22 protein-coding genes are annotated in these 21,476 nt (G+C 66.5%); 5 read left to right on the top strand and 17 right to left on the bottom strand.

What is annotated here, in order from left to right:
- Positions 1 to 192 precede the first annotated feature (192 nt).
- Positions 193 to 417 (bottom strand): DUF3046 domain-containing protein, encoded by a 225-nt coding sequence (locus tag ASPHE3_RS07115; RefSeq protein WP_041652017.1) that lies wholly within the window; start codon positions 415 to 417, stop codon positions 193 to 195.
- 41 nt (positions 418 to 458) lie between these two features.
- Between ASPHE3_RS07115 and ASPHE3_RS07110 the strand changes: the two genes are divergently transcribed.
- Complete coding sequence (locus ASPHE3_RS07110) at positions 459 to 989, top strand: MarR family winged helix-turn-helix transcriptional regulator (protein WP_013600554.1); 531 nt, start codon at positions 459 to 461, stop codon at positions 987 to 989.
- Between the two features lie 95 nt (positions 990 to 1,084).
- Here the strand turns inward: ASPHE3_RS07110 and ASPHE3_RS07105 are convergent, their stop codons facing one another.
- From ASPHE3_RS07105 to ASPHE3_RS07075, 7 genes are all read right to left on the bottom strand, one after another.
- Entirely contained in the window at positions 1,085 to 1,537 is a 453-nt protein-coding gene (locus ASPHE3_RS07105) for a helix-turn-helix domain-containing protein (protein ID WP_041652016.1), read from the bottom strand.
- Between the two features lie 153 nt (positions 1,538 to 1,690).
- A complete protein-coding gene (locus tag ASPHE3_RS07100; RefSeq protein ID WP_013600552.1) occupies positions 1,691 to 2,185 on the bottom strand; it encodes a CinA family protein in 495 nt (164 codons plus the stop codon).
- Complete coding sequence (pgsA, locus tag ASPHE3_RS07095) at positions 2,182 to 2,826, bottom strand: CDP-diacylglycerol--glycerol-3-phosphate 3-phosphatidyltransferase (RefSeq protein WP_013600551.1); 645 nt, start codon at positions 2,824 to 2,826, stop codon at positions 2,182 to 2,184. The genes ASPHE3_RS07100 and pgsA overlap by 4 nt, the downstream gene beginning before the upstream one ends.
- Positions 2,827 to 2,849: 23 nt before the next feature.
- On the bottom strand, positions 2,850 to 5,768 hold the full coding sequence (locus ASPHE3_RS07090) for an FtsK/SpoIIIE family DNA translocase (protein ID WP_013600550.1): 2,919 nt from the start codon (positions 5,766 to 5,768) through the stop codon (positions 2,850 to 2,852).
- A 137-nt stretch (positions 5,769 to 5,905) separates the two neighbouring features.
- The gene (locus ASPHE3_RS07085; protein ID WP_013600549.1) at positions 5,906 to 7,597 is read right to left on the bottom strand and encodes a ribonuclease J; all 1,692 of its coding nucleotides are present in this window, start codon (positions 7,595 to 7,597) and stop codon (positions 5,906 to 5,908) included.
- 41 nt (positions 7,598 to 7,638) lie between these two features.
- Positions 7,639 to 8,547, bottom strand: coding sequence for a 4-hydroxy-tetrahydrodipicolinate synthase (dapA, locus tag ASPHE3_RS07080; RefSeq protein ID WP_013600548.1), 909 nt, complete (start codon positions 8,545 to 8,547; stop codon positions 7,639 to 7,641).
- Positions 8,548 to 8,632: 85 nt separating this feature from the next.
- The gene (locus ASPHE3_RS07075; RefSeq protein WP_041652660.1) at positions 8,633 to 8,992 is read right to left on the bottom strand and encodes a hypothetical protein; all 360 of its coding nucleotides are present in this window, start codon (positions 8,990 to 8,992) and stop codon (positions 8,633 to 8,635) included.
- A gap of 85 nt (positions 8,993 to 9,077) precedes the next feature.
- Between ASPHE3_RS07075 and ASPHE3_RS07070 the strand changes: the two genes are divergently transcribed.
- Positions 9,078 to 10,316 (top strand): heparan-alpha-glucosaminide N-acetyltransferase domain-containing protein, encoded by a 1,239-nt coding sequence (locus ASPHE3_RS07070; RefSeq protein WP_013600546.1) that lies wholly within the window; start codon positions 9,078 to 9,080, stop codon positions 10,314 to 10,316.
- Here the strand turns inward: ASPHE3_RS07070 and ASPHE3_RS07065 are convergent.
- From ASPHE3_RS07065 to ASPHE3_RS07035, 7 genes are all read right to left on the bottom strand, one after another.
- On the bottom strand, positions 10,297 to 10,785 hold the full coding sequence (locus ASPHE3_RS07065) for a hypothetical protein (RefSeq protein ID WP_013600545.1): 489 nt from the start codon (positions 10,783 to 10,785) through the stop codon (positions 10,297 to 10,299). The two genes, ASPHE3_RS07070 and ASPHE3_RS07065, sit on opposite strands and share 20 nt — an antisense overlap.
- 2 nt (positions 10,786 to 10,787) lie before the next feature.
- Positions 10,788 to 11,558 carry a 4-hydroxy-tetrahydrodipicolinate reductase gene (gene dapB, locus ASPHE3_RS07060; RefSeq protein WP_013600544.1) on the bottom strand — a complete coding sequence of 257 codons (771 nt, stop codon included), beginning with the start codon at positions 11,556 to 11,558 and terminating at the stop codon, positions 10,788 to 10,790.
- Positions 11,559 to 11,648: 90 nt separating this feature from the next.
- A complete protein-coding gene (locus ASPHE3_RS07055; RefSeq protein WP_013600543.1) occupies positions 11,649 to 12,143 on the bottom strand; it encodes a molybdenum cofactor biosynthesis protein MoaE in 495 nt (164 codons plus the stop codon).
- Positions 12,133 to 12,657: a MogA/MoaB family molybdenum cofactor biosynthesis protein gene (locus tag ASPHE3_RS07050; protein ID WP_013600542.1), complete on the bottom strand. Its 525-nt coding sequence runs from the start codon at positions 12,655 to 12,657 to the stop codon at positions 12,133 to 12,135. The genes ASPHE3_RS07055 and ASPHE3_RS07050 overlap by 11 nt, the downstream gene beginning before the upstream one ends.
- Entirely contained in the window at positions 12,654 to 13,148 is a 495-nt protein-coding gene (gene moaC / locus ASPHE3_RS07045) for a cyclic pyranopterin monophosphate synthase MoaC (protein WP_013600541.1), read from the bottom strand. Before moaC ends, ASPHE3_RS07050 begins: the two co-directional genes overlap by 4 nt.
- A complete protein-coding gene (locus ASPHE3_RS07040; protein WP_141000977.1) occupies positions 13,136 to 14,467 on the bottom strand; it encodes a molybdopterin molybdotransferase MoeA in 1,332 nt (443 codons plus the stop codon). The genes moaC and ASPHE3_RS07040 overlap by 13 nt, the downstream gene beginning before the upstream one ends.
- A 20-nt stretch (positions 14,468 to 14,487) precedes the next feature.
- Positions 14,488 to 15,969: a molybdopterin-dependent oxidoreductase gene (locus ASPHE3_RS07035; protein WP_013600539.1), complete on the bottom strand. Its 1,482-nt coding sequence runs from the start codon at positions 15,967 to 15,969 to the stop codon at positions 14,488 to 14,490.
- Positions 15,970 to 16,233: 264 nt separating this feature from the next.
- On the opposite strand from ASPHE3_RS07035, the gene moaA reads away from it, so the two are divergent.
- From moaA to ASPHE3_RS07020, 3 genes are all read left to right on the top strand, one after another.
- Entirely contained in the window at positions 16,234 to 17,361 is a 1,128-nt protein-coding gene (gene moaA / locus ASPHE3_RS07030; RefSeq protein WP_409372049.1) for a GTP 3',8-cyclase MoaA, read from the top strand.
- A 5-nt stretch (positions 17,362 to 17,366) separates the two neighbouring features.
- Positions 17,367 to 17,633, top strand: a complete 267-nt coding sequence (locus ASPHE3_RS07025) for a MoaD/ThiS family protein (RefSeq protein ID WP_013600537.1) — start codon at positions 17,367 to 17,369, stop codon at positions 17,631 to 17,633.
- Positions 17,634 to 17,700: 67 nt separating this feature from the next.
- Positions 17,701 to 19,455: an HNH endonuclease signature motif containing protein gene (locus ASPHE3_RS07020; protein ID WP_013600536.1), complete on the top strand. Its 1,755-nt coding sequence runs from the start codon at positions 17,701 to 17,703 to the stop codon at positions 19,453 to 19,455.
- A 30-nt stretch (positions 19,456 to 19,485) separates the two neighbouring features.
- Here ASPHE3_RS07020 and ASPHE3_RS07015 read toward each other — a convergent pair whose 3' ends face one another.
- Positions 19,486 to 19,851 (bottom strand): DUF1579 domain-containing protein, encoded by a 366-nt coding sequence (locus ASPHE3_RS07015; RefSeq protein WP_246084647.1) that lies wholly within the window; start codon positions 19,849 to 19,851, stop codon positions 19,486 to 19,488.
- A 175-nt stretch (positions 19,852 to 20,026) separates the two neighbouring features.
- The gene (locus tag ASPHE3_RS07010; protein WP_013600534.1) at positions 20,027 to 21,370 is read right to left on the bottom strand and encodes a M16 family metallopeptidase; all 1,344 of its coding nucleotides are present in this window, start codon (positions 21,368 to 21,370) and stop codon (positions 20,027 to 20,029) included.
- Between the last annotated feature and the right edge of the window lie 106 nt (positions 21,371 to 21,476).

Below are 21,476 nucleotides of genomic sequence, written 5' to 3'. Positions count from 1 at the left end.
GGTTCACACCTCTAATGCTTTCTCGCTGTGGAGTGGCCTCAGCGGCCGGTTTATTGGTCATCTCTGACGCTAATGGGCACCACTGACATTCCGGCCGGATGACGGCGGCTATGTGGATAACCCGCTATGAAAAGCATAGCTTTACCCGAACAGGTATTCGAACAGGAACGCGGCGTGTCCGGGGAAAGGCACCTATCCTCCGCTGGGTTTGATGTCCCGCCCCAGCCGGCGTTCAGCAGGAACGTCCTGGACGTCGCAGACTGCCAGCCACACCCGGCGGGGCTCCACGCCGGCAGCCAGCGCCTGGTCCGCGGTGCGTCCGCCTACCCCGGCCAGAACCAGCGTGCTGCTGAGGACCCGCGAGTAGCCGGCGCCGAATTCGTCGTCCATAAGTCGCCAATAATCGCTGATTCGCACCAGAAAAGTCTCTCACGATCCGGCCCCCTAGAATTGTTGCCATGAGCAACCCGCCTGACGTCCCCGCCCTGCAAGGCCGCCACGACGAATCGACAGTGGACGCTGCCCTGCAGAATGTGGAGCACCAGATCAGCCTCTTCTGGCGCCGCGCACGGGCCATCTCCAACCAGCTCTCCCGCCAGGTCCATCCGGATATGGAGCCGGCCGCGTACGGTTTGTTGACGGTGATCCGCCGGGAGGGCCCCATCCGGCTCACGGACCTGGCCATGACCATCGGCGTGGGCAAGCCTTCTGTCAGCAGGCAAATTGCGTTCCTGGAAAGCTTGGGCCTCGTCTCCAAGGAAGCCGACCCGCTGGACGGCCGGGCCCAATCCATCCGGCTGACGCCCAAGGGCGAGGAGAAGATGCACCAGGTACAGGACGCCCGGCGCCAGGTTTTCCGTGAACGGCTGGGCGAGTGGCCGGTAGAGGACCTGCAGGAATTGGCCCGGTACATGGCCAAGTTGAACTCCACCTACGAGCGTGACGGGTTCCCGAAGGATGGCCAGGCGGCACCCGGTGAAGATGAATAGCGGAAAAAGCGGCATCACACAGTGAAGCCCCCGGCCGAGGCCGGGGGCTTCACTGTGTGATTCGTTCTCCAGGAGCCGCTTAGGCGGTGGACACCCTACCGGGCGCCGGAAAGCAGGCCCGTGGAAAGTTCGTCGTTGAGTTCAGTGTTGAGGTCGCGCTCAAGGTCACGGCCGTAACGCTGGGAGAATTCCTGGGGGACGGTGTCCGGAACGGCAACACCTTCAGCAACTGCCACGCGGTCGCTCACTTCGCGGAGCATGCTGGACAACGGGACATCCAGTGCCGAACAAATCGAGGAGAGGAGCTCGGACGAAGCTTCCTTCTGGCCGCGCTCCACTTCACTGAGGTAACCCAGGGAGACACGGGCGCTGTGCGAAACTTCCCGGAGCGTACGCCCCTGACGCTGGCGGACATCGCGCAGGACATCACCGATTTCGTGACGAAGTACAACCATCTTGCGCTCCTTCTGTTCGCTCTTACCCTGATCGGCGAGGCCCACATCCTTCCAGCGGACAACGCCGTTTACGGATACGGGCTGCTTTACCATCTGTATCGCCTTGCTCCCTCATTGGTCAGGTCCGCCGTGGAGCGGACCGTCGTGGTCTTTTCATCCTAGGCGCCTCCGCTCTGCGGAAGCGACACAATGTAATAACTAATCGGTACCGGCTTTTGTTCCCGCCAACTTTACAGCCGGGTAACTTCAGGAAGCCAGGGCTTCGAGGAGCCGTTCCAGCGCAGCACCGCAGGCCTGCCCGCGGATTTCTGCCCTGCTCCCTGAAAACAGGTATTCGAAGCTGTTTGTTCCCGCGGCCGTGGCGATGCCGATGTACACAGTTCCCACCGGTTTACCGTCGTGCGCTTCGGGTCCTGCGACGCCGGTGGTTGCCACTCCGACGTCGGAGCCCAGGGCTGCGCGGGCTCCTGCGGCCATGGCTGCGGCCACGTCGCCGTCAACTGATCCGACGTCGGCCAGCAGTTGCGCGGACACCTTCAGCAGGTTCGCCTTGGCGGCGTTCTGGTAAGCCACTACGCCGCCCTGGAGCATGCCGGAGGCACCGGGGGTGTCCGCGAGGACGGCGGATACCATCCCGGCGGTCAGTGATTCCGCCGTTGCCACGGTCTGCCGGAGGTCAAGTGCTTTCCGCACCGCTTGCTCGGAGAGGTGGTGGAGCGACAGATGCTGGAGGTTCGTCATGCCGGCTCCTGGCCTTTATTGCTGCCTGCCTGCCGCTTTCCCTGTGAGCGCAGGCGCATTGCCTCCACCACGTATTCCACCCCGGTCCAGACGGTGATCAGCACTGCGGCCATCATCACCGCGAAGGCCACCCAGCCGAGCCACGGGGCAAGGGAAGCCAGCGGCAGGAGGTAGAGAAAGATCGCCGCTGTCTGCACTACGGTCTTGAGCTTGCCGCCGCGCGAAGCCGGAATTACTCCGTAGCGGATCACGAAGAACCGCAAGGCCGTGATGCCCCACTCGCGGACCAGGATCACCAGGGTCACCCACCAGGGCAGCTCGCCCAGCACGGACAGCATGACCAGGGCGGAACCGGTGAGCAGCTTGTCGGCGATGGGGTCGGCGATCTTGCCGAAATCAGTCACGAGGTTCCGGCTCCGGGCGATGTCGCCGTCGAGCTTGTCTGTGTAAATGGCGACGGCGAAGGCCACTACCGCCGCCCACCTCCACGGGCCGGACTCACTCTTCAGCCCTGGCGCATCCGCAAGGAGGAACCACACGAAGAACGGGACCAGAGCGATGCGGATCATCGTCAGGATATTGGGAAGGTTCCAAACCCCGGCACGGCCTGGGCCGGCCGCGGTGGCATCGGTGCTAGTCACTTTTCTAGGCTACAGTCTCCGGGCTAGCGGCCGGTCAGGGACCAGGCGTCCTCGGAGCCGTCGTCATCGTCATAGCCACCGGGCGCGGAATCCGAGCCGTCGTAATATTCGACGTTCTGCTTCCGCTTGTCCAGGTCCGCAGCCACCAGGTCCTCCGCGTAGCCGCCCTGGGCGATATTGGCGTTGGCGTTGTCGCTCAGCGCTGCAGTCTGGGCGTCCGGCGCGGCCGGCGGTTCCTGGCCCTTCATTGCGGCCAGGACAGGGGCAAGGTCGTCGGGCTTGACCAGCACGTCGCGGGCCTTCGAACCCTCGGATGGGCCCACCACTCCCCTTGATTCCAGCAGGTCCATGAGCCGGCCTGCCTTCGCGAAGCCCACCCGGAGCTTGCGCTGGAGCATGGAGGTGGAGCCGAACTGCGTGGTGACCACGAGCTCCGTGGCCTGCAGCAGCACCTCGAGGTCGTCCCCAATATCGTCGTCGATCTGCTTCTTTTCCGCCTCGGGGGCGACGTCCTCGCGGTAGACGGCCTGGAGCTGTCCCTTGACGTGCTCCACCACCTTGTGGATTTCGGATTCGGTCACCCAGGCACCCTGGACGCGCATCGCCTTGGACGCGCCCATGGGCAGGAACAGCGCGTCACCCTGGCCGATGAGCTTCTCGGCGCCCGGCTGGTCCAGGACCACGCGGGAGTCGGTCACCGAGGAGGTGGCAAACGCCATGCGGGAGGGCACGTTGGCCTTGATGAGGCCAGTGACAACGTCCACGGAAGGCCGCTGGGTGGCAAGGACCAGGTGGATGCCGGCGGCACGCGCAAGCTGGGTGATGCGGACAATGGAGTCTTCGACGTCGCGCGGGGCCACCATCATGAGGTCGGCAAGCTCGTCCACGATCACCAGCAGGTAGGGGTAGGGACGGATGACCCGCTTGGAATCCACCGGCGGCTGGACCTTGCCCGCGCGGACGGCCTTGTTGAAGTCGTCGATGTGCTTGAAGCCGTAGTTGGCAAGGTCGTCATACCGCGCGTCCATCTCCCGGACCACCCACTGGAGTGCCTCGGCGGCCTTCTTGGGGTTGGTGATGATGGGCGTGATGAGGTGCGGGACGCCCTCGTAGGCGGTCAGTTCCACGCGCTTGGGGTCCACCATCACCATGCGCACCTCGTCAGGAGTGGCACGCATCAGGATGGACGTGATCATCGAGTTCACGAAGGAGGACTTGCCGGCACCGGTGGCTCCAGCCACCAGGAGGTGGGGCATCTTGGCCAGGTTGGCCACCACGTAGCCGCCCTCGACGTCCTTGCCGACGCCCATCACCATGGGGTGGTCGGTGCGGCGCGCGTTCTGGCTGCGGAGCACGTCACCCAGGGAGACGGTTTCACGGTCGGTGTTCGGGATTTCGATGCCGATGGCGGACTTGCCCGGAATGGGGCTGAGGATGCGGACGTCGCTGGACGCCACGGCGTAGGAGATGTTCTTGGAGAGCGCCGTGACCCGCTCCACCTTGGTTCCGGGCGCGAGTTCGATTTCGTACCGGGTCACGGTGGGGCCACGGCTGAAGCCGGTAACCGTGGCGTCCACGTTGAACTGCTGGAGGGTGTCGGTAAGGGCAGCGACGACGGCGTCGTTGGCTTCCGTGCGTTCCTTCGGGATGGATCCCGGGGTCAGGTAGTCCGAGGCCGGGAGCGTGTAGGTGACGTCCCCGGCGAGGGACAGCTGCTCGGTGCGCTGCGGGATGGGCACCGGCGGCGGGGCCGGCGCCACCGGGTTGGACGGGACGGTGGGTGCTGCCGAAGCAGCCTTGCCGGCCGCGGCAGCCATGCCGGGGGTGATCATGGGGATTGCTTCTGTGGCGTTCTCTCCGGGCGGGGAGGAAGGCGGCGACGGGACAGCACCGAGGCCCTGGGCCGCCTTGATCTTCTCGACGGCGATCTCCGCCTGGGTGGGACGGCGCACCCCTGGTGCGGGGCGGGGCGCGTTGGGCTCGTCGTCGTCAATGACTGCGTGCTCAAACGCCTCGTCGCCAACGTAGCCGTCCAGGCCGGCGTCGGCGTCTTCCTCGTCCTTGCCGAAGAGGCGGCGCCTCTTTTTCCTGGGCGCCTTGGCCGGCGCGGGGGACGCAGTGCGCTCCAGGTAGCTGCGGTCGTGGCCGTTCCGGTCCTGTTCATCCAGCAGGTCGATGCCCATGAGGTGCTCGTAGGCGCCGCGGAGCCGCCGCGGAATGGCGGTGAATGGCGTCGCGGTGATGATCAGCAGGGAGACGAAGGCCAGCAGCGAGTAAAGGACCAGCGGCACGGCGGGGTGGATCGCTGCCAGGGGTGATGCAGCGAGGAATCCAAGCATGCCGCCGGCCTGGCGGAGCCCGTCGAAGCCCTGGGCCACGGTGGGCTGTCCGCCCAAAATATGGGCCAGGCCGCAGCCGGCGAAGGTCATGATCAGGAAGCCGATGCCTACCCGGTTGTTGCCCCGCCCGTCGGACGGCTGGCGGAAGAGCCGGAACGCGCAGACGAACAGCATCAGCGGAAGCAGCAGCGCGACCCAGCCGAATGTGCCGTTGACCACGGCGTACACGGCGTCCGGGAACCAGCCGGTAAGGCCCCACCAGGCGAACGTTGCGATGAAGGTGCCCAGTGCCAGGTTGAACAGGGCTGCCCCATCCCGGCGGTCCTCGGCCGGAAGGTCGCTGACGTCATGGCCGATGCGCCGGACTCCTCCGCCCACCATGTGCCCCAAGCCCAGCCAGGCTCCGCCAACGACGCGCAGCAGCCAGGGCTGGTGGTGTTCGACGGCGGGAAGCTTGCGGGTGCGGGCCGTGCTGGAGGATCCGCCGGCACGCCCGGTTTTGGCGGCCGTGGAGGCTGAACCGCGGCCGGAGGAGCTGCCGGTTTTGCTGCCGGCGCTGCCCCTGCTGGATCCGTTGGGCGCGGAAGTAGTACGTGTGGCCATACTAGCCACGGTACCCGAGCAGGGCTGGCATTCCGGGGATTTCGCCCCGCTGATCCCCCGGTTCGCCGGCCCCTTTAACGCCTCCGGCCCGCGGTCCCGGGGGTACGGGAACGCGGGCCGGAACGGGCAATTCGCTATTACGCTTCGAGCACCACGGGGATGATCATGGGCTTGCGCCGCAGCTTGCGGTTGACCCAGGTGCCCACCACGCGGCGGACCACCTGCTGGAGCTGGTGGCTGGTGTGGTCCGCGTGGTTCAGGACAGCCTCCTCCAGTGCGGCATTGATCTTGGGAATGATGTCATCGAACACGGAATCGTCTTCTGCCACCCCCCGGGCATGGATCTCGGGCCCGGACACCACCTTGCCGGTGGCGCGGTGGATGACCGTGATGATCGAGATGAAGCCTTCGTCGCCAAGGATGCGGCGGTCCTTGAGGTCGGCGTCGGTGATTTCGCCCACGCTGGAGCCGTCCACGTAGATGAAGCCGACTTCAACCTGGCCCACCACGTCGGCCCGGTGATCCTTGAGGTCGATTACCGTGCCGTTGTCCGCGAGGATGACGCTGGCTTCGGGCACCCCGGACTCGATGGCGATTTTGCCGTTGGCGATCAAGTGGCGCGTTTCCCCGTGCACCGGCATGGCGTTCAGCGGCTCAAGGATGTTGTAGCAGTACAGCAGCTCCCCGGCGGCGGCGTGGCCGGAAACGTGGACCTTTGCATTGCCCTTGTGGATGACGTCGGCGCCGAGCTTGAGCAGTCCGTTGATGATGCGGAAGACAGCATTCTCGTTGCCGGGGATCAGGCTCGAGGCCAGGATGACGGTGTCACCTTCGCCCACCACCACACGGTGGTCGCCGTTGGCCATCCGGGACAGCGCGGCCATGGGCTCGCCCTGGGAACCGGTGGACATCAGCACCACGCGGTTGTCCGGCAGGTTGTCGATGTTCTTGATGTCCACGATCAGGCCCGGCGGGACGTCCAGGTACCCCAGCTTTTCCGCAATCGCCATGTTCCGGACCATGGAGCGGCCAACGAACGCCACTTTGCGGTTGTGCTTGGCCGCTGCATCCAGTACTTGCTGGACCCGGTGCACGTGGGACGAGAACGAGGCGACAATGATCCGCTTGCTGGCCTGGCCGAAGAGCCGTTCCAGCGTGGGGCCGATTTCCTTCTCCGCCGTGGTGAACCCGGGAATGTCCGCATTGGTGGAGTCGGACATGAAGAGGTCCACGCCTTCCTCGCCCAGCTTGGCGAAGTGGCGGAGGTCCGTGATGCGCCCGTCCAGCGGGAGCTGGTCCATCTTGAAGTCGCCGGTGTGCAGCACGGTGCCGCCGGCAGTCCGGATGAAGACGGCCAGGGCGTCGGGGATGGAGTGGTTGACGGCCACGAATTCGCATTCGAACGGTCCGAACTTCTCCACCTGCCCTTCCTCGACGGTGAGCGTGTACGGCCGGATGCGGTGCTCCTGCAGTTTCGCCTCGATCAGGGCGAGGGTGAGCTGCGAGCCCACCAGCGGGATGTCGTTGCGGCGGCGCAGCAGGTACGGAACAGCGCCAATGTGGTCTTCGTGCCCGTGGGTGAGGACCACGGCCACGATGTCATCCAGCCGGTCCTCGATATAGGAGAAATCGGGCAGGATCAGGTCGACGCCGGGCTGGGTCTCCTCGGGGAAGAGGACGCCGCAGTCAACGATCAGCAGCTTGCCGTCTATTTCGAACACGGCCATGTTCCGGCCGATCTCCCCCAGTCCGCCGAGCGGAACAATCCGGAGCGTGCCCTGCGGCAGGCGGGGAGGGGTGACAAGGCCGGTAAGGGCGGTTTGGGTCATATTGCACTACTTTCCAGGCGGAAGGGTGCTGGTCTTACTCCTCAGGAAAAGACCAGCCCCGCTTCCGCCAAATCCCCGCGGATGGTTTCGATCTCGGCTTCGTCCGGCTCCACGAGGGGCAAACGGACAATCGAGTTGGGCAGGACTCCCTGCCATTTAAGAATCTGTTTGGCCGCAACGGCCCCCTGGACGCGCGTCATGGTCGCACGGACCACGGGCTGAAGTTCAAAATTGATCTTCCGGGCGGTGCCGAGGTCGTTGGCGTTAACGGCGTCGATGAGCTCACGGAAGCGGCGGGTGGCAACGTGCGTTGTGACGCCAACCAGCCCGACGGCGCCAAGGGCCATCCAGGGAAGGGTGAGTCCGTCATCGCCTGAGTAGAAGAGAAGGTCCGTCTCGGCCATAACCCGCGTGGCGGCCACGAAGTCTGCCTTGGCGTCCTTGACGGCCACGATGTTGGGGTGCTGGGCCAGGCGGATCATGGTGTCGGGCTCGATGGGGATGGACGAGCGGCCGGGGATGTCGTACAGCATGACGGGGACATCGACGGCGTTGGCGATGGTTTCGAAGTGCGCGCGGACGCCCGCCTGGCTGGGCTTGTTGTAGTAAGGCGTGACCAGGAGGAGGCCGTCGACGCCGAGGGCTGCCGCCTGCTGCGAGAGGTGGACGGAGTGTGCCGTGTCATTGGTGCCCGTGCCCGCGATGATGGCTGCCCGGCCGCCCACTGCGTCCTTGACGGCGCGGAACATGCCGAGGTTTTCCTCGTCCGTCAGCGTTGACGTTTCACCCGTGGTGCCGGTAACCACCAACCCGTCGCAGCCGTCGTCGACCAGCTTGCTGGCCAATGCCGCAGCCTGCTCATAATCCACTGCGCCGTCCTTGGTGAACGGCGTGACCATGGCGGTCAGGAGAGTACCGAGGGCAGGAAGATGCGCGGATGTGTCAGCCATGGAAAAAACGTTACCCTGTCGGCGGCTGGTTAGGACAATGCAGGGGGCGTGATGCACGTCAAATGTCCGCTGCTTGCTTCCGCAGTCAGGATGCCGGGTGGCTGGCCGAACGCGGAGCCGCCCCGGGCTGCCGGCAGTACCGTCCGACGGCGGCCTGCCGGAGGTCCTCTGCCCATGCCGCAAGACGCTGGGCAGCCCTGACGTAGTGGAACAGCTCCACGGGGGTCAGCGCGTCAAGGTCCGTCTCGGCGAGGCGGCGGGCGAGTTCGGCACCCTCCGGCTGGGCTGCGAGGCTGATCCCTTCCCGCTCCCACTGGACGTCCTCCGGCGGACGGCCAGCCACGAGCTGGCGGAAAAGGTAGTCGACCACCCCGGGGCTCATGGCCTTCATGAGCCCCGGGGTGCCGGGCTCAGAAGCAGGATTTCCTGACGATGGAGTATGCATGCCGCCCATGCTATTCGAACATATATTCGAATACAAGGGTGACTCTTGACAGCCCGGTTACAGGCAGGTGTGAGACGATCTGGTCATGACGTCCCGAACCCCGGCCAGAACGTCCCGCAAGGCTGCCGGGCAGCCATCAGGGGGCCGGCTCCACGGCATCGACGCCGCCCGCGGCTTGGCTTTGCTGGGCATGATGGCCACACATCTGCTTCCCACTTTCGAATCAGACGCGGGCCTGACTCCCACATGGATCGGGCTCACCTTTTCGGGCCGTGCAGCCGCCCTGTTCGCCGTCCTGGCTGGAGTGGGCCTGGCACTCTCCACGGGAAAGCACAGGCCGGTGCAGAGCCCGGACCTGGGCGCTGCCCGCCGCGGCATCGCTTTGCGGGCCCTGGTGATCGCCGCCGTCGGACTGACGCTGGGCGGGCTGGAGGTGAACCTGGCCATCATCCTGGTCCATTACGCCGTCCTGTTCCTGTGCGTCCTGCCCTTCCTGGGGATGGGCCTCAAGCGCCTTTGCGCGTGGGCAGGCGGCTGGATCCTGGGGTCCCCCGTGCTCGCCTACCTGATTCGCCCCTGGCTCCTGGCCGCCGAGCCTCCGCTGAAGCTGGGCCACAACCCGTCGTGGGAGGACCTTGGTACACCATCCAGGCTCCTGGCGGACCTGTTCTTCACGGGCTACTACCCCGTGTTCCAGTGGCTCTCCTACCTGCTGGTGGGACTCGTCGTCGGCAGGCTGGTCCTGGGCAGGGCGATGCTGCCGCTGTTCCTGCTGGTGGCCGGCTCCGTGGTTGCGGTCCTGGCCAAGACCCTGGGCGTTACCGCGATGGAAAGCTGGGGCGGCCGGCAGGCCCTGGAGGAAGTGCTCAACTCACCGGGTTACCCGCTGGACAGCGTCCTGCAGGTCAACCTGACGGGCATTCCGCAGGAGGGCTCGTGGTGGTGGCTGGCGTCAGCCGCACCGCATTCCGGCACCACCCTGGACCTGCTGCATACGTCCGGGGTGGCAGTGGCGGTCATTGGTGCCTGCCTCCTGCTGGGCAGGCTGGCCGAATGGGTTGACCTGGACCTCCTGCTGCCGCTGCGCGGTGCCGGGGCCATGACGCTGACGCTGTACACCATCCATGTCTGGGTGGTCTCAGGGTTCTACCTCAAACCCCTGCCAAGCGGTTGGACCGAAGACGGGATGTACTTCGTGCAGGCGGCCGCCGCCGTCGTCGTCGGCATCGTGTTCGTGCTGCTGGCGTGGCGCGGCCCGCTGGAATGGCTCGGCCACGCCGCGAACCAGCTGGGGCGCGGCCATGTCAGGGTTGTCCGGCAGTAGGACCCGCGGTAAAAAGCCTGACGGCGTCACGCATGGAGGCCCGGGCCCGCTTGCGGTCTCCGGCGGCATCGTAGGCACAGCTCAAGCGGAACCAGGAACGCCAGTCGTCCGGGGCAGCTTCGGCCTCCGCCCGGTACTTCTCGAACTCGGCATCCGCCGCCGAGCGGACAATCCGTCCGGCCGGGGTGCGGGGCAACTCGTCCACCGGCAGCCCGCCCTCGGCCTCAAGGACTCTTGCCATCTGCTCTGTGCGCGCACCGAACATGAGTTCCCGGATCAGGGCCCAGGCGCCGATGACCGGCAGCACCAGGTAGGCAGCCCCGATGGCCTGCGCTGCCAGGTTGCTGTCCGTCAAAAGGAGGATGGACCGCTGGAAGGACACCACCAGGTAGAAAACCAGCAGCAGCGTCACGGCCCCCACCCAGATCTTGGTGCGGTTTTTCCGGAACGCAGCCAGCAGGTTGGCCACGGCTAGAGCCCCAGGTCCAGGTAGCCGTCAAGGCCCACGGTCAGTCCGGGGTGGGCGGACACGTTGCGCACGCCCAGCAGGACGCCGGGCATGAAGGAGGCGCGGTCAAAGGAGTCGTGGCGCAGGGTCAACTGCTCGCCGGCACCCCCCAGGAGGACTTCCTGGTGGGCCACGAGCCCGCGCAGGCGGACGCTGTGGACCCGCACGCCGTCGACTTCGCAGCCTCGGGCACCGGGGAGTTCGCTGGTGGTGGCGTCGGGGCTGGGTGGAACCTGCGCCGCGTTCCGTTCGGCGGCGATCAGCTGGGCAGTGCGGACAGAGGTCCCGGAGGGAGCATCCACCTTGTCCGGGTGGTGCAGTTCAATGATCTCCACCGATTCAAAGTATTTGGATGCCTTGGCGGCGAAGGCGGAGGCGAGTACCGATCCCAGGGCGAAGTTCGGTGCAATCAGGACCCCCGTTTCCGGGTGTGCTGCCAGCAGGCTTTCGAGCGCGGACAGGCGGCCGGCATCCCAGCCGGTAGTGCCCACAACGGCGTGGATTCCGTGTTCGACGGCGAACCGCACGTTCTCCTCTGTGCTCTCCGGCACCGTCAGGTCCACGATGTACCGGGCGCCCGCGGCGGTGACCTGCTCCAGCGAGTCACCCCGGCCCAAGGCGGCCACGAGTTTCATGTCGGGTGCGGCTTCAACGGCTTTTACGGCTTCTGCGCCCATGCGGCCGTTGGCGCCCAGGACGGCAACCAGCTTGGGATCGGAGAGTTGTTCGGTCATGCCGTTAACCCTACCGGCGGGCGCTGGAAGCAGGGGAACCAGGGCCTGTGCGTTACCTCGCAGCAACCGGTCCAGGTCGGGCGCCAGCGGTCAGCTGCCCGCTCCCACCCATTCCACTGTGCCGTCGGTGAAGAACTGTTCCTTCCAGATGGGAACCTGCTCCTTGATCCGGTCCACGAGTTCGGAGCAGACGGCGAATGCCTGGCCCCGGTGGGCGGCAGAAACGGCACACACCAGCGCGGGGTCGCCAATCTCCAGCATCCCGATCCTGTGCGCTGCCCAGATGCGGACCGGCTGCGTTGGCTCACCTGCCGGTTCCTCCCCGGAGGCCTGGCCCTCTGCCGCAGCGTTATGCTCCGCAACCAACTGCGCGACGACGTCCGTCATCACCTGGTGCGCCGTGGGGTGCGCGCTGTAGCTGAGGCGCTCAACCGGCTTGCCGCCGTCGTGATTGCGTACGACGCCGCTGAAGCTGACCACCGCCCCCGCCGTATCGCTCTCTACTGCCGCAATGGCCCGGTCCACGGAGATAGGCTCCGCGCTCAGGACTGCGTTCACTACCTCGAATGCTGTTTCAGTGCCCATGGCCGCCTTCCAGCTGGTCGCAAAGATGCCCGATCACCGGGTCTAGGACGGCCAGTCCGTCCATGACCCCTTTTGGTGAGCCGGGCAGGTTGATGATGAAGGTCTGGCCCGCCGCGCCGGCATATCCACGGCTGAGGGCCGCCAGCGGGGTCTTCGCGGCGCCGGCCCGGCGGATGGCTTCCATGATCCCCGGGATCTCCCGGTCCAGCAGCGGCAGCGTAACGTCCGGCGTCCGGTCATCCGGGCTCAGGCCGGTGCCGCCGCTGGTGATGACGACGGCGGGGCGCTGGGTGAGCAGCGCACGGATGGCCGCGCCGACGGGCTCGCCGTCGGGGACCACCATGGCGGGAAACACGTCAAAGCCGTGTTCGGTGAGCCAGTCTGTAATGACGGGGCCGGTTTCGTCGTCGTAGATGCCGGCAGCGGCACGCGTGGAGGCGATCACGACGCCGGCCTTGCGGCCCTGGACGTCGCCGTGGCGGTGGGGTTCGGCTGCATTGAAGGTCTTGGTCACAGGGTCCAGTCCCCGCTCTTGCCGCCGCTCTTGGCCAGCACTTTGATGTCGGTGAGGACGGCGTGCTTGTCCACGGCCTTGATCATGTCGTAGACGCTCAGGGCGGCGACGGAAGCGGCGGTGAGGGCCTCCATCTCCACGCCCGTGACGCCGCGGGTCTTGACCGTGGCGAGGACGGCCACGGAGTCCGCTGAAAGCTCGAAATCGACGGTGACCTTGGACAGCGGCAGCGGGTGGCACAGCGGAATCAGCTCGGGCGTTTTCTTGGCGGCCATGATTCCGGCAACCCTCGCGACAGCCAGGGCATCCCCCTTGGGGAGGCCGCCGGAGCCGAGCAGGCCCAGCACCTCGGCGGTGGTGTGAACCGTGGCGGTGGCGGTGGCCTCGCGGGTGGTTTCGGCTTTGGCGGAGACATCCACCATCTGGGCGCTGCCGTCCTGGCGCAGGTGCGTCAGCGAGGCGGGAGTCTGTTCTGCATTCACAGCATCCATACTTCCACCTCTGCCCCGGCGCCAAGCGCTGCCACCCCAACAGGAACGTGCACCAGCACGTTGGATCCGGCGAGCGCATGCATCAGGTGCGAGCTTTCGCCGCCCTGCAGCTCGACTGTCCCGTCCGGCAGGAGTGTGCCGCGCCGGACCTGGTGCTTATGTTCCGGGGACGTCAACGGCTGGCTGAGGAGGACCCGGAGGGACATGCGGGTGGCGGGTGCGCCGAACAGGCCCGCGAGGACCGGGCGGAGGAACATTTCGAAGGACACCAGGCAGCTGACCGGGTTTCCTGGGAATCCTAGGAACGGCCGCCCGTCAAAGCTGCCGATTCCTTGCGGGCCTCCCGGTTGCATGGCCACATGCAGGAATTCCACCGGCTGGCCTTCCATGGCCTGCCGGACCACCTCGTAGGCGCCCTTGCTGACACCGCCGGTAGTGACGATCAGGTCCGCCCCGCCTCCTTCAGTGCGCAGCAGCGTTCGCAGGGCTTCCGGATTGTCCGTGGCTATGCCGGCGCGGCGCACCCTCAGTCCGGCCTGCGTCATGGCCGCCGCCAGGAGGGTGCCGTTGGAGTCGTAGATCTTGCCGGCGGGCAGTTCCCGTCCCGGCGGCACAACTTCGTCGCCGGTGGTCACCAGCAGGACTGTTATGGGCTGGTGGACTGTCGCTTCAGGGATTCCCAGCGCCGCGAGCAGGCCCAGCTGGGCCGGACCCAGGAAGGTGCCGGCGGACAGGGCCAGGGCGCCGGCACGCACATCGCTGCCGGCTTCCCGTACATAGGTGCCGGGCGCCGCCGGCGGCAGCCACACCGTTGGCTGTTCGGTGCCGGACTTGGCCTCCTGCCCGTTCCCTTGCTGCGTGTACGGCAGGAAGCGGTCCGGGACCGCCCGTTCAATGGGCACGACGGCGTCGGCACCCTTTGGCAGCATCGCCCCGGTCATGATGGGCGCTGCCATCCCTGGCTGAAGGGCGGCGGGACTGGCGCCGGCGGGAACGGGAGGCATGACGCGCAGCTCCGCACCGCCGTCGGGCACGTCAGCGGAACGGATGGCGTAGCCGTCCATCTGCGAGTTGGCGAAGGGCGGCAAGTCAATGGGTGCGGCAATATCGTCAACCAGGCCCCGGCCCAGCGCCTCCTGCAAAGGCAACAGTTGGGTCCGCTCCACCGAACGCAGGGGCCGCAGCAGGGCGGCGACGGCGGCCGCGTGCTCGCCGACGGACCGGGCCGGGCGGGTGTGCTGCGGGGCCTGGCCGCTGGGCTGCCGGGACTTATCCTGGGCTCCGTGCGCGGACGTGCCATGCGGGTGCGGGCTGGTCATGGTTCCGCCTTCAGTAGCCATCAGGTTTGCACGTCCACTCTAACGGTGTGGAAGCCCGTGGCGCCGTCGGGGGCGGGCGGCCTGTCCTGCCCGTCCTGCACGCGGCCTGCGAGATCCGTGGCACGGACCTGAACCTCATACTGCCCTTCCGCCAGGTCCACGCCCAGCTTCCATTGGCACCAAGTGTCAGGCGAGATTGCCCTGGCCAGCTCCGCACGCTGCCACTGGCCGCGGTTAACGCGAAGCTCCACCTTTCCGATCCCCGTGCGCTGGGCCCAGGCCACGCCGCCGAACACCACCGTTCCCTTCCCGAGGCGCTCGCCGCTGCGGGGCACGTCAATCCTTGATGACATTTTGATGGGACCGCGCTCCGACCAGCCCCTCGGCGTCCAGTAACCGGCGTCGTCAGCGAACCTGGTGACTTTGAGCTCCGTGACCCATTTGGTGGCGGAGACGTAGCCGTAGAGCCCCGGTACTACCAGTCGGGCCGGGAATCCATGCTCCAGGGGAAGGGGTTCGCCGTTCATGCCGACGGCAAGCAGCGCATCCCTGCCGTCAGTGAGGATTTCGAGCGGGGTGCCCGCCGTCCAGCCGTCGGTGCTGCGCGACAGCACCATGTCCGCGCCGGGCCGAGGGCCTGCCAGGGCCAGCAGTTCCCGGACGGGCCAGCCCAGCCAGCGTGCATTGCCGATCAGGTCCCCGCCCACGCTGTTGGAAACGCAGGCGATGGTGATGTGGCGTTCGATCAGTGGTTTCGCGAGGAGCTCGGTGAAGTTCAACGCCACCTCCCGGTCCACCATTCCGGTGACGTTCAGGACCCAGGTGTCGGGGTTGAGGGAAGGGACAGCCAGCGCCGTATCGATCCGGTAAAAATCCGGATTGGCCGTGACCAGCCGGGGCATACCGTTGATCCCTGCCTCCGCGCCGGCGGGTATCGGCGGCGCAGGCGACGCGGGGACCGGCAGCATTAGTCGGCTCCTTGCTTCGCTGACCACGGCGGCGGTCCCCCGCCACACTCCGGCAAGAATGCCGCCGATGGCGGTGACAGCGGCTCCGCCCGCCACAGCCTGGAGGAAGCGGCGGCGAGGTTGCACGGGATCGGCTGCCTGCCCGGATGCGTTGTCCTTCCACTCCTCCAGCCGGCGGATCAGGAACCTCAGCAGTGCACCGGCACCGGCAGCGGTCACCACGGCCAGGGCGGCGGCGTTGAAGGTTGCTTGTGCCCGCGTCAGCACCGCTACCAGGCCCACTGCTCCGAAGACGGCAATCAGGGCAACACCGGCAAAACGCCGGCGGCGCTCAAGTACTCCAGCCAACCCGGCCAATGCAGCTATGACCAGGCCCATGCCCGCGAGGAGGGCCAGCTTGTCTGCGACACCGAAAACGGCGACAGCCCAATCCTTCACACCGGGCGGAACGGCGTCGATCACGGCGCTGCCAACAGCAGTCACCGGTGAGAGCGCCGGACTGAAGAATCCCGCCGCAAGCTCCCCCAGCACCACTGCACAGCCCACGGCGACTGCACCAGCCGCGGCCGCCAGCCATGTCCGTCGCCGCGGTCCGGACCCGCGCTGCAGTGCAGGCGGCGGTGGCTCCGGAAGCCGCGTCCCGCCGTCGTGCCCTGCCTGCTGTGGCTGGGAGCTGTTCACACCTCCAGCATAGATACGGAGGATAGCGGCGGCACTTGCCTCCCCAGCGCAACCTGCTTGCATGGCACAGACCGTCACGGGTGTGATGCAGCGCCCATCGTGGCGTAGCCTGAATCCATGAGTGTCCAGCTAGGCATGCCGCAGCCGCGCGAGGAAGCAGGCGCATCGCTGCCCTCCGACCCGGCCGCCCGTCCGGCCGATGCTCCGGCCGGACTGGCCGACCGTTACGGCCGCCGCGCCACGGACATGCGGCTATCCCTGACGGACAAATGCAACCTGCGCTGCACATACTGCATGCCTGCCGAGGGCCTGGAGTGGCTTGCAAAGCAGGCTGTGATGTCGGCGGAGGAGATTGTCCGCATCGTGCGGATCGGCGTGGAGCAGCTGGGCGTGCGTGAACTGCGGCTGACCGGCGGCGAGCCTCTGGTCCGGCATGACCTGGTGGACATCATCGCCGCGCTGCGCCGCAATCATCCGGCATTGCCCATCTCAATGACGAGCAATGGGGTGGGCCTGGCGAAGAAGGCGGCGGCGTTGAAGGCCGCGGGCCTGACCCGCATCAATGTCTCCCTCGACTCGTTGCACGAGGAGACGTTCACCCAGCTCACGCGCAGGCCTTTCCTGGACCAGGTGCTGGCCGGGGTGGATGCGGCCTGGGCGGCCGGGCTCGGGCCCGTCAAGCTCAATGCGGTCCTGATGCGGGGCATTAACGACGCCGAGGCGCCGGCCCTGCTGGCTTGGGCGCTGGAGCGTGGCTATGAGCTGAGGTTTATCGAGCAGATGCCGCTCGACGCTGACCACGGCTGGACGCGGCGGAATATGATCACGGCCGCTGAGATCCGCCAGTTGCTCTCATCGGACTTCGTCCTCAGCCCCGACCCGCGGGCCCGTGACGGCGCCCCCGCGGAACGCTTTGAAGTACGACGGCGGACGGCAGGGTCCGGCGGCTCGTCCGGTCCGGTGCTGGGCACCGTGGGGATTATTGCTTCCGTAACCGAACCCTTCTGCTCGGACTGCCGCCGGACGCGGATCACGGCAGAGGGGAAGATCATGAGCTGCCTGTTTTCGCGCGAAGAGTTCGACCTGCTTGGCCTGCTGCGTTCAGGCGCCAGCGACGAGGCTCTTGCCCGGCGGTGGCAGGACGCCATGTGGCTCAAGCCAAAAGCCCACGGAATGGACCACGTGGGGCTTGACGCTCCGGACTTCGTCCAGCCGGACCGCAGCATGAGCGCCATCGGGGGCTGAAACTTTTGAACGTACGTTACTTCGCTGCCGCGCGCGCCGCGGCCGGCCTTGAGGAAGAGCGCTTCGAGCTGGCGCCTGGTGCCACTGTTGCCGACCTGCTGGAGGCCGTGCTGTCCGTGGAGCGGCCCGAACCGCCTGCCGGCACTCCTCCGCTGCCGCGCATCCTGTCGAGAAGCAGCTTCCTGCTCAACGAGGTGGCGGTAAGGGACCACGGCGCGGTGCTGAAGGCCGACGACGTGGTGGATGTGCTGCCTCCCTTCGCCGGGGGCTAGGAGCAGCCCTGCCGCGTTTGGTCTGCAGGTCACCGGGAATGTCAGTGCCTCGATGGATGATGTTTGCATGGGAAACGGCGCGGGCACGGCACCAGCGATGGAGGGCATTCAGGCCTCCACCGCTCGCCTGGATGCCCTGTTTCTCGAGGATGCCGCTCTGGAATCCGGCACTGATGCGGGTGCCGGGGTTAATGTGCTGCAGAGGCGATACGAGCTCCGCCTGGAGCGCCTGGCGGTGGCAAAGCAACTCGAAGCGCAGATCGCCGCGGTCAAAGCCCGCGACGCCGCCGAGGCAGTCGGCATCCAGCACGCCATGATCCCGCCCGAGGCGCCCGTGCATGAACGGACCTACGCCGACATGTCCGCGGTGGAGGAAATCGCCGGGGTCCTCACCATAAGCTCCAGCGCGGCCGGGGCGCTGGTCACCCAGTCCCGGCAGCTGCACTCCCACCCGCTGGTCATGGACGCCCTCTCCGCCGGGACCATCTCCTGGCAGCACGCCAAAATCATCGCCGATGAAACAGACAGCCTCAGCCCCGCCGGCGCCACCGCCCTGGTCGCCCATTTCCTGGACCCCGACGCGCCGAACCCACCCCGCCGTGCCGCAGCCGGTGACCTGGTCCCCACACGCTTCCGGGCCAAGGTCCGGGCCTGGCGGGAACGCCACCACCCCGAGTCCCTCGAACAGCGCCACGCCAAGAGTGCAGCGGACCGGCGCATGGAATACGCCCCGGACCGCGACGGCATGGCCTGGCTCTCGCTGTACCTGCCCGGCGACACCGCAAACGCGATCTGGAACCGCACCACCGCCCTCGCCCGCGGGCTCCAAGGTCCCGACGAGCCCCGCACGATGACGCAGTTACGTCCCGACATCGTCGCCCACTTGCTCCTCAGCGCAGGACCTGTCAGAAGTAAGGCCGCGGCAAAGAGCGCAGGACAAGACAACGAAGCTGAAGGACCCGCCGGCGACCCGATCGGGAGGGCCTCGCTGGCCGCGGTTGACACCGATGACACTGGTGACACTGGTGACACCACCACGGCTTACGGCTCCTCCAATCTCGCCAGTGTCCCGGTCCCGGACGCCCAGGTCCTGGTCACGGTCCCGGTGTTCTCACTTCTCGGCCTCACCGACGAACCCGCAAGCCTGGACGGGTTCGGACCAATCCCTGCCTCCATGGCGAGGAAGCTCGTTGCCAACGGCGCTGGCTCGTTCTACCGCGTGCTCATTGATCCCCACGATGGTGCGCCACTGGAAATCGGAAGGACCAGTTATCGGCTGACCCAGGCCATGAAGAATGCACTGCGGCTAAGGGACGGCAAATGCACCTTCCCCGGTTGCAACAACCCTGCATTCGACAACGGTGCGGACCACCTAACAGCCTGGCAACACGGCGGAACCACCGGCATCAGCAACCTGGCTCAACTTTGCCCGAAACACCACCGCCTTAAACACAACAGCGGCTGGGAACCCACCTCCGCAACCCGGAACGAACCACCCGGCTGGATCTCGCCAACCGGACGGGACTACAAAGCCGAACACCACGACTGGCATCCACCAGAATGGCCTCCCGGGATTCGTCCTAATGCAGCCGAGGGGCCGGGTACAGGTGAAACAGGTGCAACGGCGGGTGCAATCACACCGGCCAGCGCCACGGTAATGCTCACGCTTCTGACGGCGGAGCCGCCCCATGAAGAGGACCACCTCGTGGATGCAGACGACATGCCGCCCGACGATCCTGTGTGGGACGACTTCTATGCCGTCCTCCCGAAACTGCCGAAGCACCCGCTCAAAGAGTGGGAGTGGGACATGGCACAGGTCTGACCCTGCCCTACCGGCAGTCGCTGGAAACTGTCAGCTCCGCTGGAACCTCGATGTCATAAAGGGAACATACGCTGAGCCAGCGCCGTCGGCTTCCCCAGACTCCCCGCCGGCCTTGCGGCCACGGTTGCGAACTTCCGTGACGTGCGTGAGTACGTCGCCGTCGACCCTCAGGGTATGGCGGGTCCAGCCCGCACTGCTGCGCCGTTCAACCCGAAGGACACCGTCGTGCCATGTGCAGCGGACTGGTGCCGCCTGGCCCGGACTGGCGTTGTCCACGTAGTACCAGAGGACGTCCTGATGGGCGGGATCGACGGTAAAGATCCCGTAGCCTTCGAAATGCGTCCCGTCCGGTTCAAGATGACGGTAGCTCTGCACCACAGCGGTACCAGCAGCCACGGCCCTGTATGTCACTTCTGATTCAACAGAACGTTCTTCCTGCCCCCAGGGACCGGCGGCAAACCTGGTAGTCCCGCGCCAGTGGCCAAGGAAGCCTGCCAAGGCTCCGGGACCGCGCGCCGGCATGGCTCCTTCCACGATCCGCCGCCTTCCTGCCGAGACTTGGCATTCCCTGTTAAAGCCCGAAGGTTTCAGTTTCCTCGAATGGTCCTACAACAGTCACAGTCCGGGGCGCCGCTGCCAGTTCGGCCGCGAGCTCCTGGACCTGCTCCGCCGTGACGGCCTTGATCAGGCGCAGCGTTTCGTCGATGTCCTGGTACTCGCCCGAGACGAGCTCCGCCCGGCCCAGCCGGGACATTCGCGAGCCCGTGTCCTCGAGGGCGAGCACAATGCCGCCGCCGAGCTGGCCCACTGCCTTGCGGAGCTCGTCGTCGGAAATTCCATGCTCCGCCAGCTTGTCCAGCTCCACAGCAAGCAGGTCCAGCACCTGGCGCACCTTGGACGGCGTGCACCCGGCGTACATACCGAAGTAGCCGGCATCCGCGTAGGAGGACGCAAACGAGTACGTGGAATACACCAGGCCGCGCTTCTCGCGGATCTCCTGGAACAGCCGTGAGGACATACCCCCGCCGAGCACGGCGTTGAGGACGCTCATGACATAGCGCCGTTCGTCGGTCGCAACGATGGTGGGGCAACCCATGATGATGTTCGCCTGCTCGACGGCGCGTTTGACGACGTGGAGACCGGCGGTCCCGGTAATGAGGGCACGCTCGGTGGACCGTCGATCCACCGGTGCCGCATCGGCCTCAAGTGACCAGCCCGCAGACTCAAGCGCCTCCACCACAAGGTCGCACACGACGTCGTGCTCCAGGCCGCCGGCTGCGGTAATCACTAGTTCGTCCGGACGGTAATAGCGCTGGTAGTGCTCCCACACTGAATCCCGGGCCACGGCCCGGATGGCGTCCGGAGTACCGCCAATGGGGCGGCCCAGCGGGTGGCTGCCCAGTACTGCTGACACGAAGTGCTCATGGGCCACATCTGTGGGGTCATCGCTGTCCATGGCGATTTCCTCAAGGATGACGTCGCGCTCCTGCTCCATTTCAGCGGGATCAAGGACTGCGCCGGTGATCATGTCCGCGATGACGTCGATGGCCATGGGCAGGTCCGTGTCCAGGACGCGGGCAAAATAGCAGGTGCTTTCCTTGGCGGTCGCGGCGTTGGACTCACCACCCACCTCGTCAAAGGCGGAAGCAATCTCCAGCGCGGTGCGGCGCCTGGTTCCCTTGAACAGGAGGTGCTCCAGGAAGTGGGTGGAGCCGTGCTGGCCGGGTGCCTCGTCCCGGGAACCCACTCCCACCCAGAAACCGATGGTGGCCGACCTCTGCCCGGGCATCGCCTCGGTGAGCACCCGCACTCCCCCGGGCAGCACCGAACGCCGGACCTCGGAGCCGCCGTCGGAACCGTGGACCAGGGTGTCGCCGCGGTGGTTCTGCTCAAGCGGCAGGGGTACAACAGTCATTGAGGCCTTTCAAAAAGGGGCAGCCGGGATCTGGCTGCCATCGTAACAGCGGCGGGGCCGGTGGATCATCCACCGGCCCCGCCGATTATGCCAGTACCGAAACCGG

The sequence above is a fragment of the Pseudarthrobacter phenanthrenivorans Sphe3 genome (genome assembly GCF_000189535.1).
Lineage (GTDB): Bacteria > Actinomycetota > Actinomycetes > Actinomycetales > Micrococcaceae > Arthrobacter > Arthrobacter phenanthrenivorans.
This window is presented reverse-complemented; position numbering and strand designations above follow the sequence as displayed.

Coding starts and splice junctions, on each gene's coding strand:
- ASPHE3_RS07110 (WP_013600554.1), top strand. CDS start 459: ATGAGCAACCCGCCTGACGTCCCCGCCCTGCAAGGCCGCCACGACGAA.
- ASPHE3_RS07105 (WP_041652016.1), bottom strand. CDS start 1,537: ATGGTAAAGCAGCCCGTATCCGTAAACGGCGTTGTCCGCTGGAAGGAT.
- ASPHE3_RS07100 (WP_013600552.1), bottom strand. CDS start 2,185: ATGACGAACCTCCAGCATCTGTCGCTCCACCACCTCTCCGAGCAAGCG.
- ASPHE3_RS07090 (WP_013600550.1), bottom strand. CDS start 5,768: ATGGCCACACGTACTACTTCCGCGCCCAACGGATCCAGCAGGGGCAGC.
- ASPHE3_RS07085 (WP_013600549.1), bottom strand. CDS start 7,597: ATGACCCAAACCGCCCTTACCGGCCTTGTCACCCCTCCCCGCCTGCCG.
- dapA (WP_013600548.1), bottom strand. CDS start 8,547: ATGGCTGACACATCCGCGCATCTTCCTGCCCTCGGTACTCTCCTGACC.
- ASPHE3_RS07075 (WP_041652660.1), bottom strand. CDS start 8,992: ATGCATACTCCATCGTCAGGAAATCCTGCTTCTGAGCCCGGCACCCCG.
- ASPHE3_RS07070 (WP_013600546.1), top strand. CDS start 9,078: ATGACGTCCCGAACCCCGGCCAGAACGTCCCGCAAGGCTGCCGGGCAG.
- dapB (WP_013600544.1), bottom strand. CDS start 11,558: ATGACCGAACAACTCTCCGATCCCAAGCTGGTTGCCGTCCTGGGCGCC.
- ASPHE3_RS07055 (WP_013600543.1), bottom strand. CDS start 12,143: ATGGGCACTGAAACAGCATTCGAGGTAGTGAACGCAGTCCTGAGCGCG.
- moaC (WP_013600541.1), bottom strand. CDS start 13,148: ATGGATGCTGTGAATGCAGAACAGACTCCCGCCTCGCTGACGCACCTG.
- ASPHE3_RS07040 (WP_141000977.1), bottom strand. CDS start 14,467: ATGACCAGCCCGCACCCGCATGGCACGTCCGCGCACGGAGCCCAGGAT.
- moaA (WP_409372049.1), top strand. CDS start 16,234: ATGAGTGTCCAGCTAGGCATGCCGCAGCCGCGCGAGGAAGCAGGCGCA.
- ASPHE3_RS07020 (WP_013600536.1), top strand. CDS start 17,701: ATGGGAAACGGCGCGGGCACGGCACCAGCGATGGAGGGCATTCAGGCC.
- ASPHE3_RS07010 (WP_013600534.1), bottom strand. CDS start 21,370: ATGACTGTTGTACCCCTGCCGCTTGAGCAGAACCACCGCGGCGACACC.